21 protein-coding genes are annotated in these 24,548 nt (G+C 32.0%); 9 read left to right on the top strand and 12 right to left on the bottom strand.

What is annotated here, in order from left to right; translation table 11 throughout:
• Positions 1-21: 21 nt before the first annotated feature.
• The 4 genes from Q0945_RS11880 to Q0945_RS11865 all read right to left on the bottom strand — a co-directional run bounded on the left by Q0945_RS11880 (position 22) and on the right by Q0945_RS11865 (position 3,579).
• Positions 22-753 (bottom strand): head GIN domain-containing protein, encoded by a 732-nt coding sequence (locus Q0945_RS11880; protein ID WP_299434811.1) that lies wholly within the window; start codon positions 751-753, stop codon positions 22-24.
• Between the two features lie 97 nt (positions 754-850).
• On the bottom strand, positions 851-2,623 hold the full coding sequence (locus Q0945_RS11875) for a PspC domain-containing protein (RefSeq protein WP_299434809.1): 1,773 nt from the start codon (positions 2,621-2,623) through the stop codon (positions 851-853).
• A complete protein-coding gene (locus Q0945_RS11870) occupies positions 2,623-2,961 on the bottom strand; it encodes a PadR family transcriptional regulator (protein WP_121068691.1) in 339 nt (112 codons plus the stop codon). Before Q0945_RS11870 ends, Q0945_RS11875 begins: the two co-directional genes overlap by 1 nt.
• Before the next feature lie 135 nt (positions 2,962-3,096).
• A complete protein-coding gene (locus tag Q0945_RS11865) occupies positions 3,097-3,579 on the bottom strand; it encodes a DUF4870 domain-containing protein (RefSeq protein WP_299434807.1) in 483 nt (160 codons plus the stop codon).
• A gap of 134 nt (positions 3,580-3,713) precedes the next feature.
• On the opposite strand from Q0945_RS11865, the gene Q0945_RS11860 reads away from it, so the two are divergent.
• Positions 3,714-4,169 carry a DUF4442 domain-containing protein gene (locus tag Q0945_RS11860; protein ID WP_299434805.1) on the top strand — a complete coding sequence of 152 codons (456 nt, stop codon included), beginning with the start codon at positions 3,714-3,716 and terminating at the stop codon, positions 4,167-4,169.
• A gap of 36 nt (positions 4,170-4,205) precedes the next feature.
• Here Q0945_RS11860 and Q0945_RS11855 read toward each other — a convergent pair whose 3' ends face one another.
• Positions 4,206-4,622: a hypothetical protein gene (locus Q0945_RS11855; protein ID WP_299434803.1), complete on the bottom strand. Its 417-nt coding sequence runs from the start codon at positions 4,620-4,622 to the stop codon at positions 4,206-4,208.
• A gap of 135 nt (positions 4,623-4,757) precedes the next feature.
• Between Q0945_RS11855 and Q0945_RS11850 the strand changes: the two genes are divergently transcribed.
• Both Q0945_RS11850 and Q0945_RS11845 read left to right on the top strand, forming a co-directional pair.
• Positions 4,758-5,555 (top strand): TIGR00266 family protein, encoded by a 798-nt coding sequence (locus Q0945_RS11850; protein WP_299434801.1) that lies wholly within the window; start codon positions 4,758-4,760, stop codon positions 5,553-5,555.
• A gap of 92 nt (positions 5,556-5,647) precedes the next feature.
• Positions 5,648-6,241, top strand: coding sequence for an NUDIX domain-containing protein (locus Q0945_RS11845; RefSeq protein WP_299434799.1), 594 nt, complete (start codon positions 5,648-5,650; stop codon positions 6,239-6,241).
• A 2-nt stretch (positions 6,242-6,243) separates the two neighbouring features.
• Here Q0945_RS11845 and Q0945_RS11840 read toward each other — a convergent pair whose 3' ends face one another.
• Positions 6,244-7,482, bottom strand: coding sequence for a D-alanyl-D-alanine carboxypeptidase (locus Q0945_RS11840; protein ID WP_299434797.1), 1,239 nt, complete (start codon positions 7,480-7,482; stop codon positions 6,244-6,246).
• 285 nt (positions 7,483-7,767) lie between these two features.
• On the opposite strand from Q0945_RS11840, the gene Q0945_RS11835 reads away from it, so the two are divergent.
• The gene (locus tag Q0945_RS11835; RefSeq protein ID WP_299434795.1) at positions 7,768-7,965 is read left to right on the top strand and encodes a hypothetical protein; all 198 of its coding nucleotides are present in this window, start codon (positions 7,768-7,770) and stop codon (positions 7,963-7,965) included.
• A gap of 70 nt (positions 7,966-8,035) precedes the next feature.
• On the opposite strand, the gene Q0945_RS11830 is transcribed toward Q0945_RS11835, so the two are convergent.
• Positions 8,036-8,974, bottom strand: a complete 939-nt coding sequence (locus Q0945_RS11830) for a LysR substrate-binding domain-containing protein (RefSeq protein ID WP_299434793.1) — start codon at positions 8,972-8,974, stop codon at positions 8,036-8,038.
• A gap of 251 nt (positions 8,975-9,225) precedes the next feature.
• On the opposite strand from Q0945_RS11830, the gene Q0945_RS11825 reads away from it, so the two are divergent.
• Together Q0945_RS11825 and Q0945_RS11820 are read left to right on the top strand one after the other, a co-directional pair.
• The gene (locus tag Q0945_RS11825) at positions 9,226-11,388 is read left to right on the top strand and encodes a TonB-dependent receptor (protein WP_299434791.1); all 2,163 of its coding nucleotides are present in this window, start codon (positions 9,226-9,228) and stop codon (positions 11,386-11,388) included.
• Positions 11,389-11,613: 225 nt separating this feature from the next.
• Positions 11,614-12,447 carry an alpha/beta hydrolase gene (locus Q0945_RS11820; RefSeq protein ID WP_299434789.1) on the top strand — a complete coding sequence of 278 codons (834 nt, stop codon included), beginning with the start codon at positions 11,614-11,616 and terminating at the stop codon, positions 12,445-12,447.
• A gap of 76 nt (positions 12,448-12,523) precedes the next feature.
• Here Q0945_RS11820 and Q0945_RS11815 read toward each other — a convergent pair whose 3' ends face one another.
• The 3 genes from Q0945_RS11815 to Q0945_RS11805 form a co-directional block, all read right to left on the bottom strand.
• Positions 12,524-13,360, bottom strand: a complete 837-nt coding sequence (locus tag Q0945_RS11815) for a DUF4249 family protein (RefSeq protein WP_299434787.1) — start codon at positions 13,358-13,360, stop codon at positions 12,524-12,526.
• Positions 13,361-13,364: 4 nt separating this feature from the next.
• Complete coding sequence (locus tag Q0945_RS11810; RefSeq protein WP_299434785.1) at positions 13,365-15,731, bottom strand: TonB-dependent receptor; 2,367 nt, start codon at positions 15,729-15,731, stop codon at positions 13,365-13,367.
• Between the two features lie 178 nt (positions 15,732-15,909).
• Positions 15,910-17,205: a DEAD/DEAH box helicase gene (locus Q0945_RS11805; protein WP_299434783.1), complete on the bottom strand. Its 1,296-nt coding sequence runs from the start codon at positions 17,203-17,205 to the stop codon at positions 15,910-15,912.
• Positions 17,206-17,428: 223 nt separating this feature from the next.
• On the opposite strand from Q0945_RS11805, the gene Q0945_RS11800 reads away from it, so the two are divergent.
• Positions 17,429-18,859: a C-type lectin domain-containing protein gene (locus Q0945_RS11800; RefSeq protein WP_299434781.1), complete on the top strand. Its 1,431-nt coding sequence runs from the start codon at positions 17,429-17,431 to the stop codon at positions 18,857-18,859.
• Between the two features lie 4 nt (positions 18,860-18,863).
• Here the strand turns inward: Q0945_RS11800 and Q0945_RS11795 are convergent, their stop codons facing one another.
• On the bottom strand, positions 18,864-20,417 hold the full coding sequence (locus Q0945_RS11795) for an FAD-dependent oxidoreductase (RefSeq protein ID WP_299434779.1): 1,554 nt from the start codon (positions 20,415-20,417) through the stop codon (positions 18,864-18,866).
• 81 nt (positions 20,418-20,498) lie between these two features.
• A complete protein-coding gene (gene metE / locus Q0945_RS11790; RefSeq protein WP_299434777.1) occupies positions 20,499-22,823 on the bottom strand; it encodes a 5-methyltetrahydropteroyltriglutamate--homocysteine S-methyltransferase in 2,325 nt (774 codons plus the stop codon).
• Positions 22,824-22,978: 155 nt separating this feature from the next.
• On the opposite strand from metE, the gene Q0945_RS11785 reads away from it, so the two are divergent.
• Both Q0945_RS11785 and Q0945_RS11780 read left to right on the top strand, forming a co-directional pair.
• Positions 22,979-23,440, top strand: a complete 462-nt coding sequence (locus Q0945_RS11785; RefSeq protein ID WP_299434775.1) for an Lrp/AsnC family transcriptional regulator — start codon at positions 22,979-22,981, stop codon at positions 23,438-23,440.
• Between the two features lie 40 nt (positions 23,441-23,480).
• The gene (locus tag Q0945_RS11780; protein ID WP_299434773.1) at positions 23,481-24,464 is read left to right on the top strand and encodes an NAD-dependent epimerase/dehydratase family protein; all 984 of its coding nucleotides are present in this window, start codon (positions 23,481-23,483) and stop codon (positions 24,462-24,464) included.
• Positions 24,465-24,548 lie beyond the last annotated feature (84 nt).

The raw sequence follows: 24,548 nt of genomic DNA, 5'->3' as shown, positions 1-24,548 counted from the left end.
AGCTTTTAGCTAATTCAATTTTTAGTATTTATGTACACTACCAGAAACCGATTTCTTTTTTTGAACACTGGCGTTACCTGAATACGATATATTACCGCCACTACTAGCGTCCGCGTGCAAAGACTCAGAAACATGAATTTTTATATTAGAGCCACTACTAGCCTCTGCAGAACAAATAACTGTAGTAAGGTCTTTAGCTTTTATGTTAGAGCCGCTACTACCATCTATATCAGATACTTTTGCTTTACCAGAAATAAAAATATTAGCACCACTACTGCCATCTACCTCTAAATCATTACAAGAAATTTCAGCATTTAAAATAGAACCACTACTAGCACCTATTTCTAAATCATCACTTTTAATAGTATTTTCTGTAACTAAATGGGAGCCACTAGAGCTTTTTAGAGCATCAATATTAGGTAAGGAAACATAAACTTTTTTAGTTGCTCTACCAATATTTTTAATAGCATGAATATGTAGTTTTCCGTTTTTAACATCTGTACCAATAAGGTCTATAATATTTTCGTCTCCTTTTACAGATATTTTATAGTCCTCTGCTTGTGTTACATAAACTTGTATACCTTCCGATGCAGATACTACAGTAAAGCCTTCATTAACGTTTCTGTTTTCATCTACTACGATGTTATTTCCTTTAATACCAGAGCCCATGTCTCCAAGATTAATATCAAATCCGCAGGAGGATAAGAAGAGCGTAATAATAATTGCGATGGTAATTTTTACTAGGGTTGTCATGATTGTTGTTTTTTTGATTACTGTAAAATTGATGTATTTGTTGGTACGTTACTAGTTTTTATTACTCAGTTGTTAGATTTGTTAACCGAGTTGTTTTTTAATTGTTTTCGTTTGTGTTAATATCTATTCCGTTTTCGTCTATTTTCATTTTAAAAGACTCGCCATTATCTTTAACATCAATGTCTATTCCATCTTCATTAATAAGAATTTTGTTGTTTTCGCCGTTTTCATTCACATTAATTTTAATACCATTTTCATTAATAATAACCTTGTTTTCTTCCTCACGTTCTTTTTCTTTTGGACAATCTAAGCACACTAATTGATTGTCTTTAGCAATTTTCCAGGAGTATTTGGTAAGTTCACAGCCATTCATATCATGGTCATTATTAGTATGGGTGCTCCAACATCTACTATTACTCTTACTATAATTTAAAATAGTATTTTCCGGTAGATAAAGCGTAGCTTTTACTTCTAGGTCATTAAATTTGTTATTTCCTTTTAAGGTTAAAAAGTCATCTAAAATTATAGTATTGCCCTCTACTTTATAACTATAATTTATTTGGTCAGCAGTTTCACGTGCTGCATTAAAAGATGCTCCGTTTGCTTCTTTTCTAACTTCTAGCCTAATAACAGAATCTTTAGATTTTTTGATGTTAATACGAACGTCTTCAGATAACATTACTTCTTCACCGTTGTCATCATAACTCATAATTAACCCGTCCATATGAATGTTTCCTCTATTCTCATGTAATTTAGAAGATACAGATGAAATAAATATAGTGTCTCTAGGGGTATCTATATATAATTCATGTTCTGTTGTAACGTTGCCAGAATATGCATGCGCAGCAGCTTCTCTAACACCAATTATTATTAAACTTATAATAGATATAATCCAAAGCCCTAATAAAGAGAATTTAGCTATGTTTCCTATAGATTTTAAGTTTTTCACTAAAATCTTTAAACCTAAATAAAGCAAAAAGAAAAATGGTATTCCTATTGCAAAGAATAGTAGTAAAGAAAGCAACCATACTGGAGCTTGCGAAGAATTGGTTATAAAATTATTAAACCCAGGTAAATGTACCCAGTCTAAAGTGCCAACGGCTATAAAACCAATAAAGAGTCCTAAAATAGCACTTGCACCAATTATTATAAGAATAATGCCTATGAATTTTCCAAATATTTTGAAAAAGAACATGATAATTTCGCCAATAACATCAAAAAAGGTTTTACTACTGCTTTTAACTTGGTTTCCTACTTTTTCATAGTCCACACTTTTAACTTTTTCAGCTACCTCATCAAAACCCTCTTTAACTTTACGTTCTATATTACTAATATTTACGGCTTCGCCACGCATATCTAACTTTTGAGAAGTACTAGAAGCTTCTGGTATAAGAATCCATAATAAACCATAAATAAGAATAAAACCTCCACCAGAACCAATGGTAAAGAAAACCCATAACAAACGAATCCATAATGGGTCTATGCCTACATAATGTGCTAACCCAGAAGAAACACCAGCAACATATTTAAGTTCCGTATCTCTATATAATTTTTTTACATTCTTCTTCTTTTTCTTTGGTGCTGGTTCATCCTCAAAAATATCTTCGTCTACCATATAGTCTTCTGGCTGCCCCATAATGGTAATTACCTCGTCTACTTCTTTATTAGTAATTACTTGTCTTTCATTTTCAAGCTTTTCATGAAAGAGTTCCGCAATACGAGCTTCAATATCTGCAAGAATTTCATCACTACCAGCGGTATTTGCAAAAGAGCGTTTTATAGCTTCTAAATAGCGGCGCATTTTGTTGTAAGCTTCTTCATCTATATGAAAAAGAACATTAGCTAAGTTTATGTTTACGGTCTTGTTCATTATGCGTTATTTTTTGTGTTGGTTACTACGTTAGTAGCGTTTCTTAATTCGTCCCAAGTACTATCTAATTCTTTTAAAAATACTTTTCCGGTTTCGGTAAGTGTATAATATTTTCGTGGCGGTCCAGAGGTAGACTCTTCCCATCTGTAATTTAGTAAGCCAGCATTTTTAAGTCTTGTTAACAAAGGATATATAGTACCCTCTACAACAAGCATCTTAGCGTCTTTTAGAGTTGCTAGAATTTCAGAAGCATATTTATCCTTGCCATTTAGGATAGATAAAATGCAATATTCTAGCACGCCTTTACGCATTTGTGCTTTTGTATTTTCTACATTCATAATTTCATAATCTATTTAATTAACTGTTCGTTTTCATATGCCATACCTTAAGTTTTTTTATGTCTGTGATTAAGAGACTATAGCTCTAAGTACGGAATATGGGGATTGATTGATGAATAAATTCTGGATTGATTTTTATTTTATAAATTTTATAGTAACAGGGTAGCTAAAAGTTTCTCCTTCGTTAGTTTTTAAAGTTGCCATTATGGTATATACTACATTAACAATAAAAAGTGCTGCCTGTGCCAAACCAGTAACTCCTAATGGAATCATCCACTTAGTAAATGAAAAATTATCTAAGTTAAAATGCAGGTTTAAATTGTTATAATTACTTAGGTCTGATAATCCAAAAAGATTAAAATCCATAATATTAGGGAGCATCCCAATAATAAAAGGAACACTTATTATTCCTAAAAGAATAGAATAAAGAAGTAGACTTATTTGAAAGTTAATTGCTTGTTTTCCATTATAATCCACAAAGCTATATTCTTTTTTATTTGCTGTCCATAATACTAATGGAATAATGAAATTTCCAAAAGGAATAAAGAATTTAGAAAAGGTAGATGCATGTATTAATGCAGACAAGGTTTTCTCGTGTTTTGTTATGGTTTCTGTCATGACCTATTAGTTTCTTATGCAAATATATGTTTAAAAAAAGGTACTATGCAAAACAAAGTACTGTAATTTAACATATAATTAACATTTTATTCTTAATTATATATCCTCTATATTTATTAAAAAATAATATACCTATGCCAGTTTCTTCCAGTAAATTAAATATGTTCACTTTTTTAAAACTTCCCTCAGCATGGTGGTGTGGTGTACGTTTGCAATCTATAGATAAAAATAGGGCAGTGGTTACAGTAAAGCATAAATGGTTTAATCAAAACCCATTTAAATCTATGTTTTGGGCTGTGCAAGGCATGGCTGCAGAGCTTAGTACTGGAGCTATGATGATAGACCAAATTAAGGACAGTGGTAAAAAAATTTCTATGTTGGTAGCCAATAATAATGCTAATTTTTCTAAAAAGGCTACTGGTAAAATTACTTTTGTATGCGAGGATGGCTATAAAATTAAAGAAGCCTTAGATAAAACTGTTACTACAGGAGAAGGGCAAACCCTTTGGATGCAATCTATAGGAACTAATGAAGAAGGGGTAGTAGTGTCTACCTTTAATTTTGAATGGACAGTTAGGGTGAAAAAATAGAGTTTAACTAAAAATGCTAGTACTATTGAGTTTTATTTAGCGCTCAAATTCAGTTATTAGACCGTCCGAAGCAACATTATCATCTAATTTTAAATTATCATTTACAATAATAATTACACCTTTTTTATTATTTTCTACATAAAGAGTTTTTATTTGCTTGTCTTCTCGTACTTCGTAGTTATAAACTCCAGTATCTAGACCAGCATAAATATCTTCTGGTCCTGTAGTCATAATATTATTTTCTACGTTTAATTTAAGTTTAGAATGGTCAAAAGTCCATTTTACTTGATCTCTAGTATAATCTAAATCTATTCCAGCTAAACCACCATTTACATTTTTTAAATACCAGATTCCAGAAATTGAATCCATTGTGTTTTCATCTTTATCCTTTTCGCAACTGTTGAAAAGAATCATACTTGTTAATATAAAGAAGATAGAAAATCTAATATTCATGTCTAAATGGTTTTTACAGTAGATACTAAATTAAATGAATAGTTGCGTAGCCGTTTCAAAAAAAAATGAAATAACTTGTAACAAATGACCTTTGTTTGTATACATATAAGTATCAATCATAAAAATTATTTTAAAATGAACGCGCACGAAATAGATTATCAGATTTTTGGAGAAGAAATGCAATATGTAGAAATAGAACTAGACCCGCAAGAAGCAGTAGTAGCAGAAGCAGGTAGTTTTATGATGATGGATTCTGATATTAAAATGGATACCATTTTTGGGGATGGCTCTAATCAAGAAAAAGGAGTTTTGGGTAAACTATTTTCTGCAGGGAAAAGAATGCTAACAGGCGAAAGTTTATTTATGACTGCTTTTTTAAATATAGGGCAAGTGAAAAAACAAGTGAGTTTTGCATCTCCATACCCAGGAAAAATTGTTCCAATAGATTTATCTGAAAAACAAGGAAAATTTATTTGTCAGAAAGATGCTTTTCTATGTGCAGCCAAGGGAGTTTCTGTAGGTGTTGAATTTTCTAAAAAGTTAGGAAGAGGTCTTTTTGGAGGCGAAGGCTTTATTATGCAAAAGTTAGAAGGCGATGGTATGGCATTTGTACATGCTGGAGGAACCTTAGCTAAAAAAGTGCTTGCTGCTGGTGAAGTATTAAAAGTAGATACTGGTTGTATAGTTGGTTTTAGCCAAACCGTAGATTATGATATAGAGTTTATTGGCGGTATTAAGAATACAGTTTTTGGAGGCGAAGGCTTATTTTTTGCCACCCTAAGAGGACCTGGAACAGTATATGTGCAATCTTTACCTTTTAGTAGATTAGCAGGTAGAGTTTTATCTGCACTGCCTAGAAGCGGAAATAGTAAAGGAGAGGGTAGCCTTTTAGGAGGTATTGGAGACTTATTAGATGGCGATAATAGATTTTAATAAAAAAAATAAATTTATTAAAGCGTTATGTATTTTAAATATATAGCGCTTTTTATTTGAAAAATAATTTTTATTATGCTAATCTTTGTAATATGAAATACGGTAAAGTAAGGAATGTAATAAAGGATTTATTATCAGATAATTGGTATACGTTAAGCAAATTTAGTTTTGAATATTTAAGAGAAGACGGAGTTTGGGAAAAGCAAGAACGTGAGGTCTATGATTGTGGAGATGCAGCAGCAATACTCTTATATAACAAACAAAAGCAAACTGTAGTTTTAACAAAACAGTTTAGGATGCCTGTTTTCCAAAATGAAACAGAGCTAGAACTAGGAAATGGAATGATGGTAGAAGTATGCGCAGGTCTTTTAGATGGTGATACACCAGAAGTTTGTATTATAAAAGAGGCTATAGAAGAAACAGGCTATAAAATAGACGTAGTTACTAAAGTGTTTGAGAGTTTTATGGTACCCGGAACGGTTATGCAAAAAGTACATTTTTTTGTTGGGGAGTATAAAGAGGAGAATAAAATAAGTGCCGGTGGAGGCGCAGACTATGAGACAGAGAATATAGAAGTTCTAGAAGTTTCTTTAGAGGAAGCAATTAGTTGGGTGCAAAATGGTAAAATTAAAGATGGAAAAACGATAATGCTTTTACAGCACGCGCAAATACAAAACCTTTTATAGTTTTAATAAGTATCTCTTATTTTTTCAAAAAAATGATGCATTTCTTTTTTAATATCAGATGAAGACGCAACAAAATGATTATTCATAAAACTAAAAATAACTGTTTTTCCAGAGTTGGTTATAAGGTAACCGCTTAAGCAATAATTGTTACCTAAACTACCAGATTTGGCATATAAATAGGGTTCTTGCACAGTATCTCCATTTTTTATTTTAGGAGTGTTAGTTACAGGAAATAAAGTGTATAACCTTTCTTTAGGTAATTTTTTATAGAGTTCATGAAGCACATGCACCATAGATTCTGGTGTAAAAAGATTATACCTAGATAAACCAGAACCATCTACCCATCTTGGTTTTTGTTTTAAGTTAGATAACTTCGTTTCTAAAATATACTTTTTAGCAATGTTAAAATTTAGAGTATCAGAAAGAATACCAGAACTTACCAGCATTAATTGTTCTGCTAAAAAATTATCGCTCTTATGCATCATTCTTTTATAGACAGAATCTGATGCTATACCATATAAAATATTTTTATCACCCTTAGGTAACTTAGAAGAAATTGTGATATTCTTTTGTAATATTTCTTCTAGAAGGTCTTTAGTTAAACTGTTGCTAGTAATAAAAGGAGTTGTAATAGTGTCTTTAGAGGTGCTATTATAATAAAATGTATTAGTATGCTCTTCTCTTCTTTTTGGAAAATCAGAAAATGTTACACTGTCTTTAAAATAATTAGGTGTAGAAATTAAATTTTCTTTATTATATACAGTAATAACATTACCATATATAGGTAAACTACTTTTTTCGGGAGAATAGTAGGTGCCATAATCTTCCCAAGCCCAACCAGGACCATATTTATTATCTTTAAAATTAGAAATGTTTAAAACTATATTGGAATATTTCTTTAGTAAAGATATAGCCGTATTGTCCTTAAAATAGGGGTGCAAAAGAGTTGGGTCTCCAGTTCCTTGTATATAAATAGTATCTTTTTGAATACTGTATTTTAAAGAAGGTATATTATTAGGTAGTATATGCAAAGAAGCATATAGAGTAAATATTTTAGTGTTACTAGCAGGCGTAAAATATTTTGTACTGTTAAGATTGTATAGTGTATCTTTTTTAATTGGATCTATTACTAAAACCCCTTTAAAACTATTTTTATAAAGGTTGGAGTCTAAGCTAATTTTAGAATTTTTACAACTAGTAAAAAATAATAGTATTGTAAAAAATAGCAAAAAAATCTTCATCTAAAATAAAATGTTTTAGGTTGAAGTTAAATTTAAATAAAAAACTTGCGAAATACGATATAAAACCAATGTGAATTATTAATTTTATAGATAACCATTTGATTATTAGTTTCTTGTTTTTAACGTTGTTTTTTTTGCATTTAATTAAAATATTATGAGAAAAGTAAGGAAATCCTTTTTTTTAACAAGAAATTATCGAATATTTAACTTAACAGGTACAATAAATAAAAGGTAATATGGTTAATTTTACTAGAGAGTATTATTTAATTTAAATATTTAAGAAATATGCCAAAGGCAATGTTAGAATACACAAAAACGGTTTTAAAAAAAGTTAGTTTTGATAGTGTTCTTTTCTGTAAGGAATTAAAAAAAAGTTTAAGAATACTATTACCAGAAGAAATAGAAGAGTTAAAAAAATGGTTACAACAGTTTATTAACGATAAACCAGAATTACAAACCAGTATATTTTTTTTAACGGCATAATATAAAACGGTCACTATTTAGTGACCGTTTTTTTAAATTGATATTACTACTTCGTTTTTATCTCTATAGTTTATTTAGAAATAGGACTAATTATTTTTACATCCTGAAAAGCAATAGCTCCCCGAACAATTCCAGAAATTACATCTCTTAAGGCTTCTGTTATTTGTATTTTAAGTTCGCTCTTATGATAAATAAGGCTTACTTCCCTTGCTGGAGAAGGCGCATCAAAATACTTTAGCTTCGCTTTTTTAACTTCATCTAGGCTCAAGGTATTTAAATAGGGTAGGAGTGTCATTCCAAGACCTTCATCAGAAAGATTTACTAGAGTTTCAAAACTACCGCTCTGTAATTGAAAATGCTCTTCATTATAATTTTTAGAAGCTTTACATAAGTTAATTACGCCTTCTCTAAAACAATGTCCATCTTGTAATAAAAGAATATCATTAATACTTAAATCCTCTGGCTTTAAATTATCTAAGTTTTTAAGTCTGTGGTTATTTGGAACATAACCAACAAAAGGCTCATAATATAAAGGGCGTTCTTTTATAAATTCAACCTCTAAAGGAGTTGCAGCAATAGCAGCATCTATATGGCCATCTTGTATATTTCGTATTAAGTTTTCTGTACTTTGTTCTTTTATAATAAGGTTTACTTTAGGGTACTTATTAATAAAAGCTTTTAAAAACATTGGTAGTAAGGTTGGCATAATAGTAGGTATTATTCCTAAAGTATAATCACCCCCAATAAACCCCTTTTCTTGATCTACAATATCTTTAATACGTTCCGCTTCGTTTACAATATTTTTGGCCTGTTCTACAATTTTTTTACCAACTTCGGTAATCGTAATTGGTTTTTTACTTCGATCAAAAATAAGTATATCTAACTCATCTTCAAGTTTTTGAACTTGCATACTTAAAGTTGGTTGGGTAACAAAACTTTTTTGTGCGGCAAGTGTAAAGTTTTGGTGCTCAGCAACTGCTAAAACATACTGTAATTGTGTAATAGTCATGCATTATAATTTTAATGCTATAAAGGTATTAAAACTATCAATAAAACTTATTATAAAACGATTTTTTATGTAATACCTTTATACTATTAAAAGGAAATGAATTTTTTAACAAATATTAATTAGTAATGATGGTTAAACCGTCACATTTCTAACATTTCAGTAGCCATAATTCCCAACTGGGTGATCTTATTTAGTTTTGGAGACAGGCTGTTCGCATTTTTGGAGTATTAAAATCAAAAAATCGAACAGTCATGTTAAAACTAGTAACTTATTTTATTTTATTTTTTACAACTACGGTTGCTCTCTCTCAGGCTACAATTTCTGGAAAAGTAGTAAATGAAAAAGACAATCCTATTGTAGGTGCCAATGTATATTTAGAAGGTACCTATGATGGCGCCTCTACAAATGCAGAAGGAATTTTTTCCTTTGAAACTACATTAGAAGGCACGCAAACGCTTATTATATCTGCACTTTCTTATGAAACGCACTATGAAATGGGAGAAGTTTCCTATTATAAAAATATACCTATTAAAATGCGCGAAGCTATTAATGAACTTACAGGGGTTACTTTAACTGCGGGGACTTTTAAGGCAGGCGATAATTCTAAAGTAGCGGTATTAAAGCCATTAGATGTTGTTACTACTGCAGGCGCTTTAGGAGATTTTGTTGCAGCATTACAAACCTTGCCAGGAACTAGTACAGTTAGTGAAGATGGTAGATTATTTGTTCGTGGTGGTTCCGCAGGAGAAACTCAGGTTTTTATAGATGGTTTACGAGTTTTTCAGCCTTTTAATGCTACGGCAAATAACATTCCTACAAGAGGCAGGTTTTCTCCTTTTTTATTTAAAGGAATAACGTTTAGTACAGGAGGATATTCTGCTGAATATGGGCAAGCATTGTCCAGTGTTTTGTTATTAAATACAGAAGATATGCCAAAACAAGAAAAGACCGATATTTCATTAATGTCTGTTGGAGGAGGTTTGGGACATACCGAGATTTGGGGAAACCAATCTTTAAGTTTTAATGCGTCTTATATTAATTTGGCTCCATACCAAAGTATAATTCCTAATAATCAAGGTGCACGTTGGAATGAGCCTTACGAATCTATTGCTGGTGAAGCAGTTTTTAGAAGTAAAGCAGAAAAAAGTATGTTTAAATTATATACAGGATTTAACCATAGTAATTTAGATATTGAGCAAGAGGATGTAAATTATGAAGACTATGTTCCTTTTCAGTTAAAGAATAACAATCTATACGTAAACGCTTCTTATAAGCACTTTTTAGAGAACGAATGGACCATTACTTCTGGAGCTAGTATTTCATCAGACAAAAATAAAATAGGAATTTTAACCGATAAGATAGGCACAGAGGAAATAGCATCGCACGTAAAAGTAAAAGTAAAGAAGAGTTTTAGCAGCAGGTTTCAGCTACACTTTGGGGCAGAATATTTTAGTACAGATTATGAAGATATTTTTACGGAAGAAAATGGGACTACTTTTATGAGTGGTTTAAAAGAGAATTTATCTGGTGCGTTTTCGGAGGCCGATATTTTTTTTAGCAATAAACTAGCAATGAAAGTAGGGGTAAGAGGAGAGTATTCTAAAACGTTGAAAGATTTTACTTTATCTCCAAGAGTATCATTAGCGTATAAGAGTAGTGATAAAGGACAATTTTCTTTGGCCTATGGCGATTTTTATCAAAACCCACAAACCAATTTTTTAAAGTTTAACGATAATTTAAAATCTGAAAAAACGGCGCATTACATATTTAATTACCAATATTTAAATGATGGAAAAACTTTTAGGGCAGAAACATATTATAAAGACTATAAAAGTTTAGTGAAGTATGATACAGATATGCCCATGTTTAATAGTGCGTATAACAATTTAGGAAGTGGCTACGCTTCTGGTATAGATGTTTTTTGGAGAGATAATAAGAGTATTAAAAATTTAGACTACTGGATTTCTTATTCCTATTTAAATACGAAAAGAGATTATTTAAATTTTGAAGAAAAAGCGACCCCAAATTTTGCACCTACCCATAACTTTTCTTTAGTAACTAAATACTGGGTAGAAGATTGGCGTTCACAAATTGGTGCTTCTTATACCTATGGTTCTGGTAGACCTTATGATGATCCTAATTCTTCTAAATTTTTAGCAGAAAAAACAAAGAGCTATAATAATTTAAGTGTTAATTGGGCGTATTTAATATCGCCTCAAAAAATCTTATATCTATCTATAAACAATGCTCTAGGTTTTAATAATGTAAGTGGCTATCAATATGCTAACGCTCCAGATGTAAACGGAGCATTTAATAGGCGTTCTATAAGACCAACCGCAGATACTTTCTTTTTTGTAGGTTTCTTTTGGACTATTAGTAAAGACAAAAAAAGTAATCAATTAGATAATCTGTAATTAGCTTTAACCAATCAGTGGTAAATTCTTTGCTGCTTCAAAGTGTTTTAATTAATTATTATTTCACATATTTTTTTAAAATCATTACAGCATAAATGACATTTTTTAAGATGTAAAATTAAAGACCACCAAATATTTTTGATATTTGAGATATAATTTATTGTAATAGGAGTAAAGGGTATTGTTTTTTTACAATAATTTAGTGTGAACCTAAAAAATGAATTTATGCCATTTATAACAAACAAAAAAGCAAAGGTACAAGTAGATATTTTTTATGAAGATTATGGGAATGGACAACCCGTAATTTTAATTCATGGATGGCCATTGAGTCAAAAAACTTGGGAGCAACAAGTGTGGAAACTAGTAGATGAAGGTTTTCGCTGCATTTCATATGATCGTCGTGGATTTGGAACATCTTCCTCTCCTTGGGAGGATTATGACTATACTACACTCACCAGTGATTTACATGCTTTAATAGAAGAATTAGATTTAACAAATGTTATATTAGTAGGGTTTTCAATGGGTGGAGGTGAAGTAGTTCGTTATTTTACCAATTACGGGTCTGATCGTATAGCAAAAGCAGTTTTAATAAGTTCTATAATTCCATTAGTAAAAAAGAAAGAGGATAATCCTAATGGTGTACCCGAAAATGACTTAAATGGTATTATTGATGCTTTAGAAAAGGATAGGGTACACTTTTTGAAAAATAAATTCCATAAAGGGTTTTATAATTATGAAAACAATAAAGACCGTGTTAGCGCTGCCCAATTAGATTATGATTTTACAGTCGCTTCTTGGGCTTCCCCACGAGCAACAATCCAAACAGCACTTTCCTGGATGCATACAGATTTTAGACCAGAGTTACAAAATGTTACAGTACCTACTTTAATTGTTCATGGAGATGCAGATGGTACCGTACCTATTGAAACTTCCTCTAAACAAGCAGCTTCTGGTATTATAGATAATAGGTTTGAGGTTATTAAAGGAGCTCCGCATGGGCTTCATATTACACATGCTACAGAGTTAAATAAAATTTTAATTTCTTTTTTAAAGAAATAGTATAGAAAAAATCTAAAATATAAAAAGGGAGTAGCAACTAGGCTACTCCCTTACCATTAAAAAAACCAAAAAAATATTATTCAAATGTGTAATTGGTTTTTACAACTTGGGTAAGTCTAAAAAAGCCATGCGCATAGTTATTGGCATTTGTTTGGTTTATACAGTTCCCTTTTAAAGCAACTGGTGTAGTACCAAATAAACCTACCCCTTCAGATTGTTCTATTAAGGTGTTTATATAATTATAGTATGTCTCAGAAATACCATACATTTCTAATTCTACACGGTCTCCAGTAGTAAACTCGCCTTGGTTGTCATCTTCATCTTTCTCATGCCACCAGTCTATTTCATTTCCATTAATAAATTGATCATTGCCAGCTTCTAGTTCATAAAATAAATCGCCATCTTCTTTAAATCTAAATAGATAAAAGTTTTTTTCATCTTCAGGGTCATTAAAATATGCAACAACTTCTAATACTTCATCATCAAAACCTTTTTCTGTAGATTGTTCTACTCTTGTAATATCGGTTACAGGTTTTAAATTTTCTGTAGCAGTATATACTTCGTTATTGTAAATAACTTCTAGCATATAAGTATCTTCTATAATTGGATTAAATGTAGTAATAGTATAATCCCCATTATTTTGATTTTCAAAAATGAATTCTTCGGAGGTATTTGTATTTGTAACCTTTACAGTAGCATTAGTTACAGGAGAACTTTGGTCTTCTACAAAATAAGTAGATGAGGTAGATAACTTTATGGTTTGGTTAGCACCTGTTGTTCCTTTTTCCCAGTCTAAAGATGCTTCAATAACCAGCCTTTCTGGAGCGTTTTGTACTTCTACATCAATTACATCTTCACAAGAGATGAACAAACTTATGGTTAGTAGCGTTATGAGTTTTATATATAATTTCATCGTATTAAAATTTAAAGTTATAGGTTGCAGATGGTACCATTCCAAAGATGGCAGTTCTTGTAGCTTCATTTACACCAGTTTCTGTGTTTTGACCAAAAGAGATAGATGCCGCATTTTTCTTATTGTAGACATTATAGATTCCAAAAACCCATTCGCCTTTCCATCTTCTATTTGGTTTTTTATTTGGCGTATATGTAGCCGATAAATCTAGGCGGTGGTACAATGGTAACCTATCCGAATTTCTATTAGAGTAACTAGCAATAGAAAGCCCTTCGTATTGGTATTGACCGTTAGGGTAGGTAACAGGTCTTCCCGATTGTAAAGCAAAGTTAGAACTAAATGTCCATTTATCTGATGCCTTATAAGATCCTGTAATAGATAAATCATGTAAGCGGTCGTAAGGTGTTTTATACCATTCTCCATTGCTAATTCCAGGACCACCAGCATTGGCATCATCTGTTCTTTGCTCAGATTTAGAAAGTGTATAGGCTACCCACCCAGTAAAATTACCTGTATTTTTTCTAAATAACACTTCTAATCCATAAGCTCTAGACTCGCTATTTAATATTTCGGTTTCTATGGTGTTGTTCCCAATTAAATCAGAACCATCTATATAATCAATACGGTTATCTGTAGTCTTGTAATAAGACTCTACTTCTAAAGAATATGCTTCATCTTTAAAATTTTTAAAATAGCCTATAGCAAATTGGTCAGACAATTGGGGTTTTACATACTTGCCGCTAGGCGTCCAAACATCTAAAGGAGTAACCGATGCTGTGTTAGATAATAAATGAATATACTGTGCAACTCTAGAGTATCCTAATTTTACCGAGGAGTTTTCATTTAACTCATAAGCCATAGAAACTCTAGGTTCTAAATTACCATAATTAGCTATAGATTCTCCGTCGTCATAAACAGTTTCTCCTATTTCCTCACCACGTTCATAAATACCTAAAACAGGGTTGTAAGCAACAGGCTGGTTATTTGCATAATTATTTAAAGCTTGCCCTCCTAAACGGTTAAAATAGCTGTAGCGTAAACCATATTGCGCGGTTAATTTATCTGTAAGTTTGTGTTCTGCATTAATATAAACACCAGTTTCTAAGGCTTTCTTTTTGTCTAATTGCATAGCATTTACAGAAGATTCACTAGAGGTAGGTTCTATAGCACCAGGATTAAAATCATAATAAATGGCACTAGCACCAAAGTCTAATTTAAATTTATCATTGAAGTAGTATTTTAAATCGTACTTAGCATTGTAATTATCTATTGCAGAAATCCAGTTAAACTCGGCAACTCTTATTCCAATGTCGTAATCATAGCGGCTATAGATTAAAGATAAATTAGAGAATAAGCGTTCATTAAAAATATGGTTCCAACGTAAGTTTCCAGAAGCATTACCATAGGTAGTTTCAAAACTACTCCCTAATTTAAATGTATCTCTTCCAAAATATCCAGAAAGAAAAAGCTTATTGTTTTCATTAAAGTTATAATGTGTTTTTAGGTTTAAATCGTAAAAACCAACTCTGTTTTTGTTATTAAATGCAGCTAAAAATACATTTACATAAGAGGATCTACCAGCAACAAGAAAAGAGCCTTTTTTATTAAATAAAGGTCCTTCTAATGCCAATCTACTAGAAATAAGTCCAATTCCTCCAGATGCAGCGAACCTTTTATTATTACCGTCTTTTTGTCTTACATCTAATACCGAGGAAGTTCTACCGCCAAACTTTGCAGGAATACCTCCTTTGTGTAGTTTAATGTCTTTAATAGCGTCTGCATTAAAGACCGAAAAGAAACCTAGCATGTGCGATGTATTGTAAATAATGGCTTCATCTAGCAACACCAAATTCTGGTCTGCCGCGCCTCCACGTACGTTAAAGCCACTAGAACCTTCTCCATTATTAGTAACTCCAGGGAGCATTTGTAGAGATTTTATAATATCTACCTCTCCTAAAACCACAGGCATACGTTTTACCGTTTTAATGTTAAGCTTGTTAACGCTCATTTCTGGTTTTCTAATATTTACATGCTCTTTTTCATCCGCTGTTAAAACAACTTCTTCTAACTGCGTAGCATATTCTTGAATTTCAAAATTTACTTTTTGATTTTGATTTAGAGTAATTTCCTTTTTTACATCTAAAAAACCTACATAAGAGATTATTAAATTGTAATCTCCGCTAGGGGCAGTGATAGAGTAAAAGCCATACTCATTAGTAATAGCACCTATAGTAGTGCCTTCTAAAAAAACGGATGCTCCAAAGAGAGTTTCCCCATTACTGGCATCGGTAATAGACCCGCTGACCGTAAAATTTTCCTGCGCACTTAGGAGCGAAGTGAAAAATAAAAATAGTAATCCTAATTTCTTCATGATTTAATTGTTGTTTTTTGATGGATGTTTTAATGTATGTTTAGTAAAGACAAAAGAAAATAGAATAGGTTGCATATGGTCAAAAAAAAGATAAAATATTTTTTGAAGATGTTGTTGATGCATAAAAAAAAAGCCCATTCTATAGACTAGAACAGGCTTTTTTAAATTATTATTTTTTTTAATCTCTCTTATCAGGATTATTTCTGCTAGAGTTTCTATTGTTTTTTCCTCTGTAGTTAGATTTTCGGTTTCTATTTGAATTTCTAGAAGGTCTATTATTATTTCTAGTTTTATTGTTACTAGGTTTTTGGGGTTTAAGTTCGATGTTTTCTTGTGCATCTTCCATAAAAGGATGGTCTCCCAATCTTGGAACCTGTTGCTTAATTAACTTTTCTATATCTTTTAAATAGGCGCGTTCTTCTGCCATACAAAAAGATATAGCAATGCCACTGGCACTGGCACGTCCTGTTCTACCAATACGGTGTACGTAGGTTTCTGGAATATTAGGTAAATCATAATTTATTACCAAAGAAAGGTCGTCTACATCTATACCACGTGCAGCAATATCTGTTGCAACAAGAACATTAAGTTTCCCTTCTTTAAAAGCACCAAGGGCCTTTTGTCTTGCCGTTTGTGATTTGTTACCGTGAATGGCTGCAGAATTAATATCTGCTTGCGCAAGTTTCTTAACAATTTTATTTGCGCCATGTTTAGTTCTAGAAAAAACTAAAACCGATGCCTCCGGTTTTTCTTGTATTAAATGTATTAGTAATTTTGGTTTATTAGTTTTACTAACAAAATAAATACCTTGCTCAACTCTTTCTGCTGTAGCTTGTTTTGGCTTTATAGTAACACGCTCAAAATCTCCTAGTATTCTTTTGGAAAGTTCTACAATGTCTTTTGGCATGGTAGCAGAGAAAAATAAAGACTGTCTCTTAGTAGGTAATTTTGCAATGATCTTTTTAATATCATGAATAAACCCCATGTCTAGCATTTGGTCTGCTTCATCTAAAACCACATACTCAATATCTCTAAGCGATATAATGTTTTGATTCATTAAATCTAATAATCTTCCTGGAGTTGCAATCAAAGCATCTACACCTGGGCGTAAAGCATTTACTTGCTTTTGTTGTTTTACACCACCAAAGATAACCGTGTTTTTAACATTTGTATGCTTACTATATGCTGTAAAGTTTTCGCCAATTTGTATAGCAAGCTCTCTAGTTGGTGTAACTATAAGCCCTCTTATACGTTTTTTCCCTTTTATATGTTCTTGGTTACTATGTAGGTGATGAATTATAGGAATACTAAAAGCCGCAGTTTTTCCTGTTCCAGTTTGTGCAACCCCTAAAAGGTCTTTTTTTTGAAGTAAAATAGGAATTGCTTGTTCTTGAATAGGAGTAGGGTTGGCATACCCTTGCTCTTCTATAGCTTTTAATATAGGTAAAGCTATACCTAAATCTTTGAATGTCATTTATTTTAAAATATGCGGCGAAGATACGTTTATGGAGTAGAAAAAGAATAAAATAGAGATTATTTATCTAAAAGAAATAGTTTTTTATTTGGTATATATTGCTTTTAAGTTGCTTTACGTCATTAATACAAGGTTTTACAACAATAATTAGGCTGTATTTAGTAACTTAAATAAATTGGAGACTTTGTATACATCATTAAATAAGTATTATAACTAAAATAAAATGAAATTTCCCTTAGGACTTATTTGTACGATATTATTTCTGTTATGGTCTTTTACTAGTATAAGTCAAGAAACTTTTGCTCATAATTTTCAAAGTGTAAGTTATACTGCTAACGATGGTTCCGAGAATTTTGCTGCCGGATGGACAGAAACAGGAGAAGGAACAAATGCAAATGGAGGAAGAATACGAGTAAATAATAATCAACTTCGATTTAGAAACCTAGACACAAGGTACATAACTCGTAATTTAGACTTATCTGCTTATGAAAGCGTTACCCTTACCCTAGATTATAATAGAACTAGTGGAGACGAAACTATAAATGTGCAATTATATGATGGGTTTAACTATGTTACTGTTGCTAATTTAAATGGTACAGGAAGTTTAAGTTACGATTTAAATACCAATCAGATTATAGCAGACGCTGGCATTAGATTTATTTCGGGTAGTGGTGATTGGGATGTAAATACTGAGCAAGTATTTATTGATAACGTTCTTTTTACAGGAACCTTACCAAACCAACCGCCGATAGTAGCCGGATCGGGTTCTCAAATATATTGTCCAGGGTCTTCTGTTCCTGTGGCGCAAACAATTAATATTACGGATCCAGATGATACTACAACTACAGCAGTTTATATACAAATTTCAGGTGGATATGTTACAGGAGAAGATATACTAACCTTAACAGGTAGCCACCCAAATATTACTTCTAGTTGGGATGCTACAGAAGGAGAAATAACTTTACAAGGGCCAACAACCTATGCAGAATTTGAAACTGCAATATTGGCAACTGAATTTTCTACGAGTGCGGCAAACCCTACTGGTGTTAGGCAATTTTCTATAACTGTAGGGGAAGCTAATTATTTACCATCAACGCAGCATTATTATGAATTTGTGTCTGACCCAAATATTTCTTGGACCGATGCTGAAATTGCAGCAAGTAACCGAACATATTTTGGTTTACAAGGGTACTTGGTAACCTTAACATCGCAAGAAGAAGCAGATTTTTCGGGTTCGCAAGCGCAAGGTGTAGGGTGGATTGGAGCTTCGGATGAAGCAGTAGAGGGGGAATGGCGTTGGATGACAGGCCCTGAGGCTGGCACACAATTTTGGGATGGAAATGTAGGAGGTACAGAATTAACCTATGCTTTTTGGAATAATAATGAACCTAACGATTATCCTAATGCCGGTATAGACGGTGAAGAAAATTATGCACATATAACAGATAATTCGGTGGGAATTTTGGGTTCGTGGAATGACCTGCCAAATGTTACTGCAACAAGTGGAGCCTATTCTGCACAAGGGTATGTTGTGGAATATGGAGGTATGTCTGGGGATCCTGTATTAAACCTTACGGCAACTACAACCATAGAAATGAGTTTGTGTAAGGTTATTACAAATAAAAAAATTACATACAGGGTAAATAAAGATTAAAAAACTATAAGCTAGCAATAGCAGCCTCAGCACAACGTTCCCCGTCCATAGCTGCAGATACAATACCACCAGCATAACCGCCACCTTCTCCACAAGGGAATAAACCTTCAATTTCTGGATGCTCTAATTTTTTGTTTCTAGGAATATTTACAGGAGATGAGGTTCTAGATTCTACACCAACAATATTAGCTTCTGCAGTATAATAGCCTCTCATTTTTTCTCCAAAGGCTTTAAATCCGCCACGTAATCTGCTACCAATTCCTTTTGGTAAAAGAGAATGTAGGGGAGATGATTTTAATCCTGGTTGGTAAGAAGTTGGATTTAAGTCTGTAGATAAATTTCCTTCCACAAAATCAGTAAGTCTTTGTGATGGTGCAACTTGGCTGCGACCACCTGCAGTAAAAGCTAAGCGTTCTAAACTTTTTTGGTATTCCAAACCTTTAAGAACTCCAAATTTTTCGAACTTATACAAATCTTCCTCAGCATTAATTTCTACCACTATTCCTGAGTTTGCATATAAATTATTTCGTTTAGAGGGAGACATGCCGTTTACAACAACTTCTCCAGGAGCAGTAGCAGCAGGAACAATAAATCCGCCAGGGCACATACAAAAAGAATATACTCCTCTGTTTTTAACCTGTTCTACCAAGCTATAAGAAGCGGCTGGCAAAAGAGTATTTCTATCGCCTTTACAATGGTACTGTATAGAATCTATTATATGCTGCGGATGCTCTACACGAACACCCATAGCAAATGACTTTGCTTTTAAAGCAATTTTCTTATTGTTCAGTAAATAATAAATATCACGTGCAGAATGTCCTGTTGCTAGTATAACTCTATTAGCAATCATTTCATTACCGTTCTGTAATTGTATGGCAGTTATTTTGTTGTTTTTAACTGTGAAATCGGTTACACGAGTATTAAAATGAATTTCGCCACCATGTTCTATAATTTTTTCCCGAACATTTTGAACAATTTTTGGTAGTTTATTGGTGCCAATATGTGGGTGCGCATCTACTAAAATTTGTTCTGTAGCACCGTGATAAACAAGGCTTTCAAAAATTTTACGAACATCCCCTCTTTTAAGGCTACGAGTGTATAGTTTTCCATCGGAATAGGTTCCAGCACCACCTTCTCCAAAGCAGTAATTACTATCTTCATTTACTAAATGGTCTTGGTTTATGGCTTTTAAATCGCGTCTACGTTCCTGAACTTTAGTACCGCGTTCTAAAACAATAGGCTTGTAACCTAATTCTAAACAACGTAAAGCAGCCCACATACCAGCAGGGCCAAAACCAATAATATGTATTTCTTTGGCTTTAGAAACATTTTTATAATTGAACGTATAATCTGGTTTTTTTGATGGTTTTTCGCGAATATAGATTTCTAACTTATAATTAAAATAAATAGAGGGTTTACGAGCATCAATAGATTTACGTAAAACTTTTATTGCGATGTCTTTTTCGTCTTGCCCTAGATGTTTTGCAACCTTTTTTAAAAGCATTCCGGGTTGGCCTTCTTCTTTAAGAGATAATCTATATTGTATATTCCTTACCATAGCGCAAAGCTAAACTACTTTAAGGTATAAAAAAATGCATCTTACAAATTGTAAGATGCATTTAAAAAAAACTTGATTGTATTAAGCTAAAACAGAAATACTTTCTCTGCATTCTTGTGCTGCAGTAACCATTTCTATTAATGCCTTTTTAGTTTCTTCCCAATGTCTTGTTTTTAAACCACAATCTGGATTAATCCATAATTGCTCTACAGGAATGTATTTGGAAGCTTTTTTTATTAAAGAAACCATTTCTTCTCTTTCTGGTACTCTAGGGGAATGAATATCATACACTCCAGGACCAATTTCATTAGGATATTTAAAAGCGGCAAAAACGTCTAAAAGTTCCATTTGTGATCTAGAGCATTCAATGGTAATTACATCGGCATCCATATCTGCAATATCGGCTATAATATCATTAAACTCAGAATAACACATGTGTGTATGTATTTGGGTTTCGTTTTTTACGCCACTAGCAGATATTCTAAAGGCTTTTATTGCCCAGTTTAAATACGTTTTCCAATCTTCTTTTCGTAACGGTAACCCCTCTCTTATAGCAGGTTCATCTATCTGTATAATTTGTAAGCCAGCTTTTTCTAAGTCTACCACTTCATCTCTAATAGCTAATGCAATTTGTGTAGCCGTTTTGGAACGAGTTTGGTCATTACGAACAAAAGACCATTGTAGAATAGTAACTGGGCCTGTAAGCATCCCTTTTAATGGCTTTTTGGTTAAAGATTGTGCATAAGAAGACCATTTTACTGTCATTGGGTTTTCTCTAGAAACATCGCCATAAATAATAGGGGGTTTTACATAACGGCTACCATAACTTTGTACCCAGCCAAATTGTGTAAAAGCAAAACCATTTAGTTGTTCTCCAAAATACTCCACCATATCATTACGTTCAAACTCGCCATGCACTAGAACATCTAAACCTGCTTCTTCTTGGAATTGTATGGTTTCTTTAGTTTCTTTTTCTAGTAAATTTTGATATTCTTTAGCATCAATAGATCCTTTTTTATGCTTTGCTCTCCAACTACGAACCTCTTTTGTTTGCGGAAAAGACCCAATGGTAGTTGTAGGGAATAAAGGTAAGTTTAATGCGGTTTTCTGAATTTTTTGACGAACAGAAAAAGGATTTTTTCTTTGCGAGTCTTTTTCTGTAAGTGCTTTTACACGCTCTTTTACATTAGGATTATGAATTAAAGAAGTGGTTTTTTTAAACTCATGTATTTTAGTGTTTTCATGTAGTTTTACTAAACTTATTTCTAAATTTTCTTGATTTGCTAACTGTTTTAATATGGTAACTTCTTCTAGTTTTTGTTTTGCAAATGCTAGCCATTGTTTTACCTCTTTGCTTAGATTTTTTGAATTTGTTTCTAAATCTAAATCGCATGGGGAGTGGAGTAGGGAACAGGAAGGAGAAATAAGAATACGTTCCTTACCAATAGCATCTATTGCTTTTTGAATAAGATTTAAAGAGGTGTCAAAATTATTTTTCCAAATATTTCTGCCATCTACAACTCCTAAAGATAAGTGCGTTTTTTCTTGTAGTTTTCCAGATTGCAAAATGTCATCAAGTTGCAGGGGGCAACGTACCAAATCTATTTGTAAGGTATGTACAGGTAAAGAAAGTGCAGTTTCTAGATTATCGCCATAACAATCAAAATAATTGGCAATAACTATTTTTAAGTTAGGAAATATATTTGAAAATCTTTGATATGTGTTTTGTATCGCTTCTTGTTCTTTTTTAGATAAATTTGTAGCTAAGAAAGGCTCATCAAACTGTATGTATTCTACTCCTAAATTTACCAATTCTTGTATAATAGTTTCATAAACAGGAAGTAACTTCTCTAGTAAATTTATCCTATGAAAACCATCTTCTTTTTCTTTACCAGAAAGCAGAAAAGATACAGGGCTAAGAATAACAGGCTTTGTTTTTATACCTACTTCTAAGGCTTCTTTGTATTCGTCTACTATTTTAGAATCATAAACAAAAAAAGTTTGGTTTTTTGTAAACTCAGGTACTAAGTAATGGTAATTTGTATCAAACCATTTTGTCATTTCTAAAGCAGTAACATCAATAGTATTTTTTTGATGCCCTCTTGCCATTGCAAAATAAAGATCCTGTTTAGCAAAGTTTGGGTTGTTTTTAATGGCAAAATACCTTTCTGGAATGCAACCTAAAGTAAAGCTAAGGTCTAATACTTGATCATACAGAGAAAAGTCGTTAGAAGGAATAATGTCTATCCCTTTTTCTTTTTGTAAAAGCCAATTTTGTTGTCTAATGTTTTTTGTAGTTAATAAGAGAGAACCTAAAGAAGATTTACCAGACCAGTAATTTTCTAAAGACTTTTTTAACTCTCTTTTACTTCCTATTCTTGGGTATCCTAAATTTGTAGTTTTCATTATGTATAGATATAAATTCTATACAAATCTATATGTAAAGATTATTTATCTTATAATTTATTTTTAAATAAGATTATTTAACTATTAAGTAGTATATTTGAAGATGTAATTTTTATTATTCTGATGGAATATTAACCCCCAAAGAAAATTTATCTATGGAAAATTTAGATGTAACCGATATTCAATTGTTAAAACACCTTCAAGAAAATTCTAATATTACCACAAAAGAGCTAGCAGCTTTGGTAAATTTGTCTCCTACGCCAGTGTATGAACGTGTTAAGAAATTAGAAAAAGAAGGATATATAAAGCAATATGTTGCTTTATTAAATGCCGATAAATTAAATAGAGAACTCATTGTTTTTTGTAATATTACACTAAAGCAGCATACCAAGGCAATTGGTAATAAATTTGTGGAAGATATTGTTGCGTTAAAAGAGGTAACGGAGTGTTATAATATTTCTGGCGATTATGACTTTAAATTAAAGATAATGGTAAAGGATATGAAACATTATCAGGATTTTGTTATTAATAGCTTGGGAGATATAGAGAATATAGGAAGTGCGCATAGTACTTTTGTTATAGGAGTTATAAAACAATCTTATGCAGTTCCTATGTAATTTTAGAAAAGTAAAATAGTAAAAATAAAGGAGTTAGGGTATGAAAGTTTTGTTTATAGGGGGTACAGGGAATATTAGTAAAGAATCTAGTAAACTAACTATAAGCAGAGGAATAGATTTATATGTTTTAAATAGAGGAAAATCTAAAGTAGACATTACGGGAGTAAAATCTATTATTGGAGATATAAATAAACCGGAAGAATTATTAGAATTGCAAAAACACGAATGGGATGTTGTTGTAAATTGGATAGCCTTTATTCCAGAAGACATAGAAAGAGACATAGCTCTTTTTAAAGGAAAAACAAAACAGTATATTTTTATTAGCTCTGCATCTTGTTACCAAACCCCTTTAAGTTGCCCTGTAATAACAGAATCTACACCACTTTCTAACAGTTTGTGGGAATATTCTCAGAATAAAATATTGTGCGAATACCGTTTACAAAAAGCATACAGAGAAGAAGGCTTTCCTATGACTATAGTACGCCCTTCTTTAACCTATGATACAGTATTTCCTATTGCTATAGGAGGTTTTAGATATTATAATACTGTGGATAGAATTTTAAAAGGGAAAGAAATTATTGTACATGGTGACGGTACATCTATCTGGACAGTAACTCATGCCAGTGATTTTGCAAAAGGTTTTGTTGGTCTTTTGGGTTTAATGCCAGCTATAGGGCATGCTTTTCATATAACTTCTGAGGAAATACTAAGTTGGAATATGATTTATAAGATTTTAGCAAATGCATTAGGGAAAGAAGCTAATATTGTTCATATAGCTTCGGACTTTATTTGTAAAGTAGAGCCGTCTTTTACTGGAACTTTGTTAGCAGATAAAGCAGAAAGTGTGCTATTTGATAATAGTAAAATAAAAATGTTTGTTCCTGGTTTTAAAGCAACTATTCCTTTCTCAGAAGGTATTGTAAAAACTATTAATTGGTTTAATGCTAATCCAGAGCATAAAGTAATTAGTCCAGAAGAAGAACAAAAAATAGAAAACATACTACAGGCATATCATAAGCTATAAGTTTCTAGTAATTCTTTAAGTTATACAATTGGGTACTGTAATATAACAGTTCAGTCTTTCTTTTTTATTTATGGTGTAGGATTG

Source organism: uncultured Maribacter sp. (assembly GCF_947500405.1).
Lineage (GTDB): Bacteria > Bacteroidota > Bacteroidia > Flavobacteriales > Flavobacteriaceae > Maribacter_B.
This window is presented reverse-complemented; position numbering and strand designations above follow the sequence as displayed.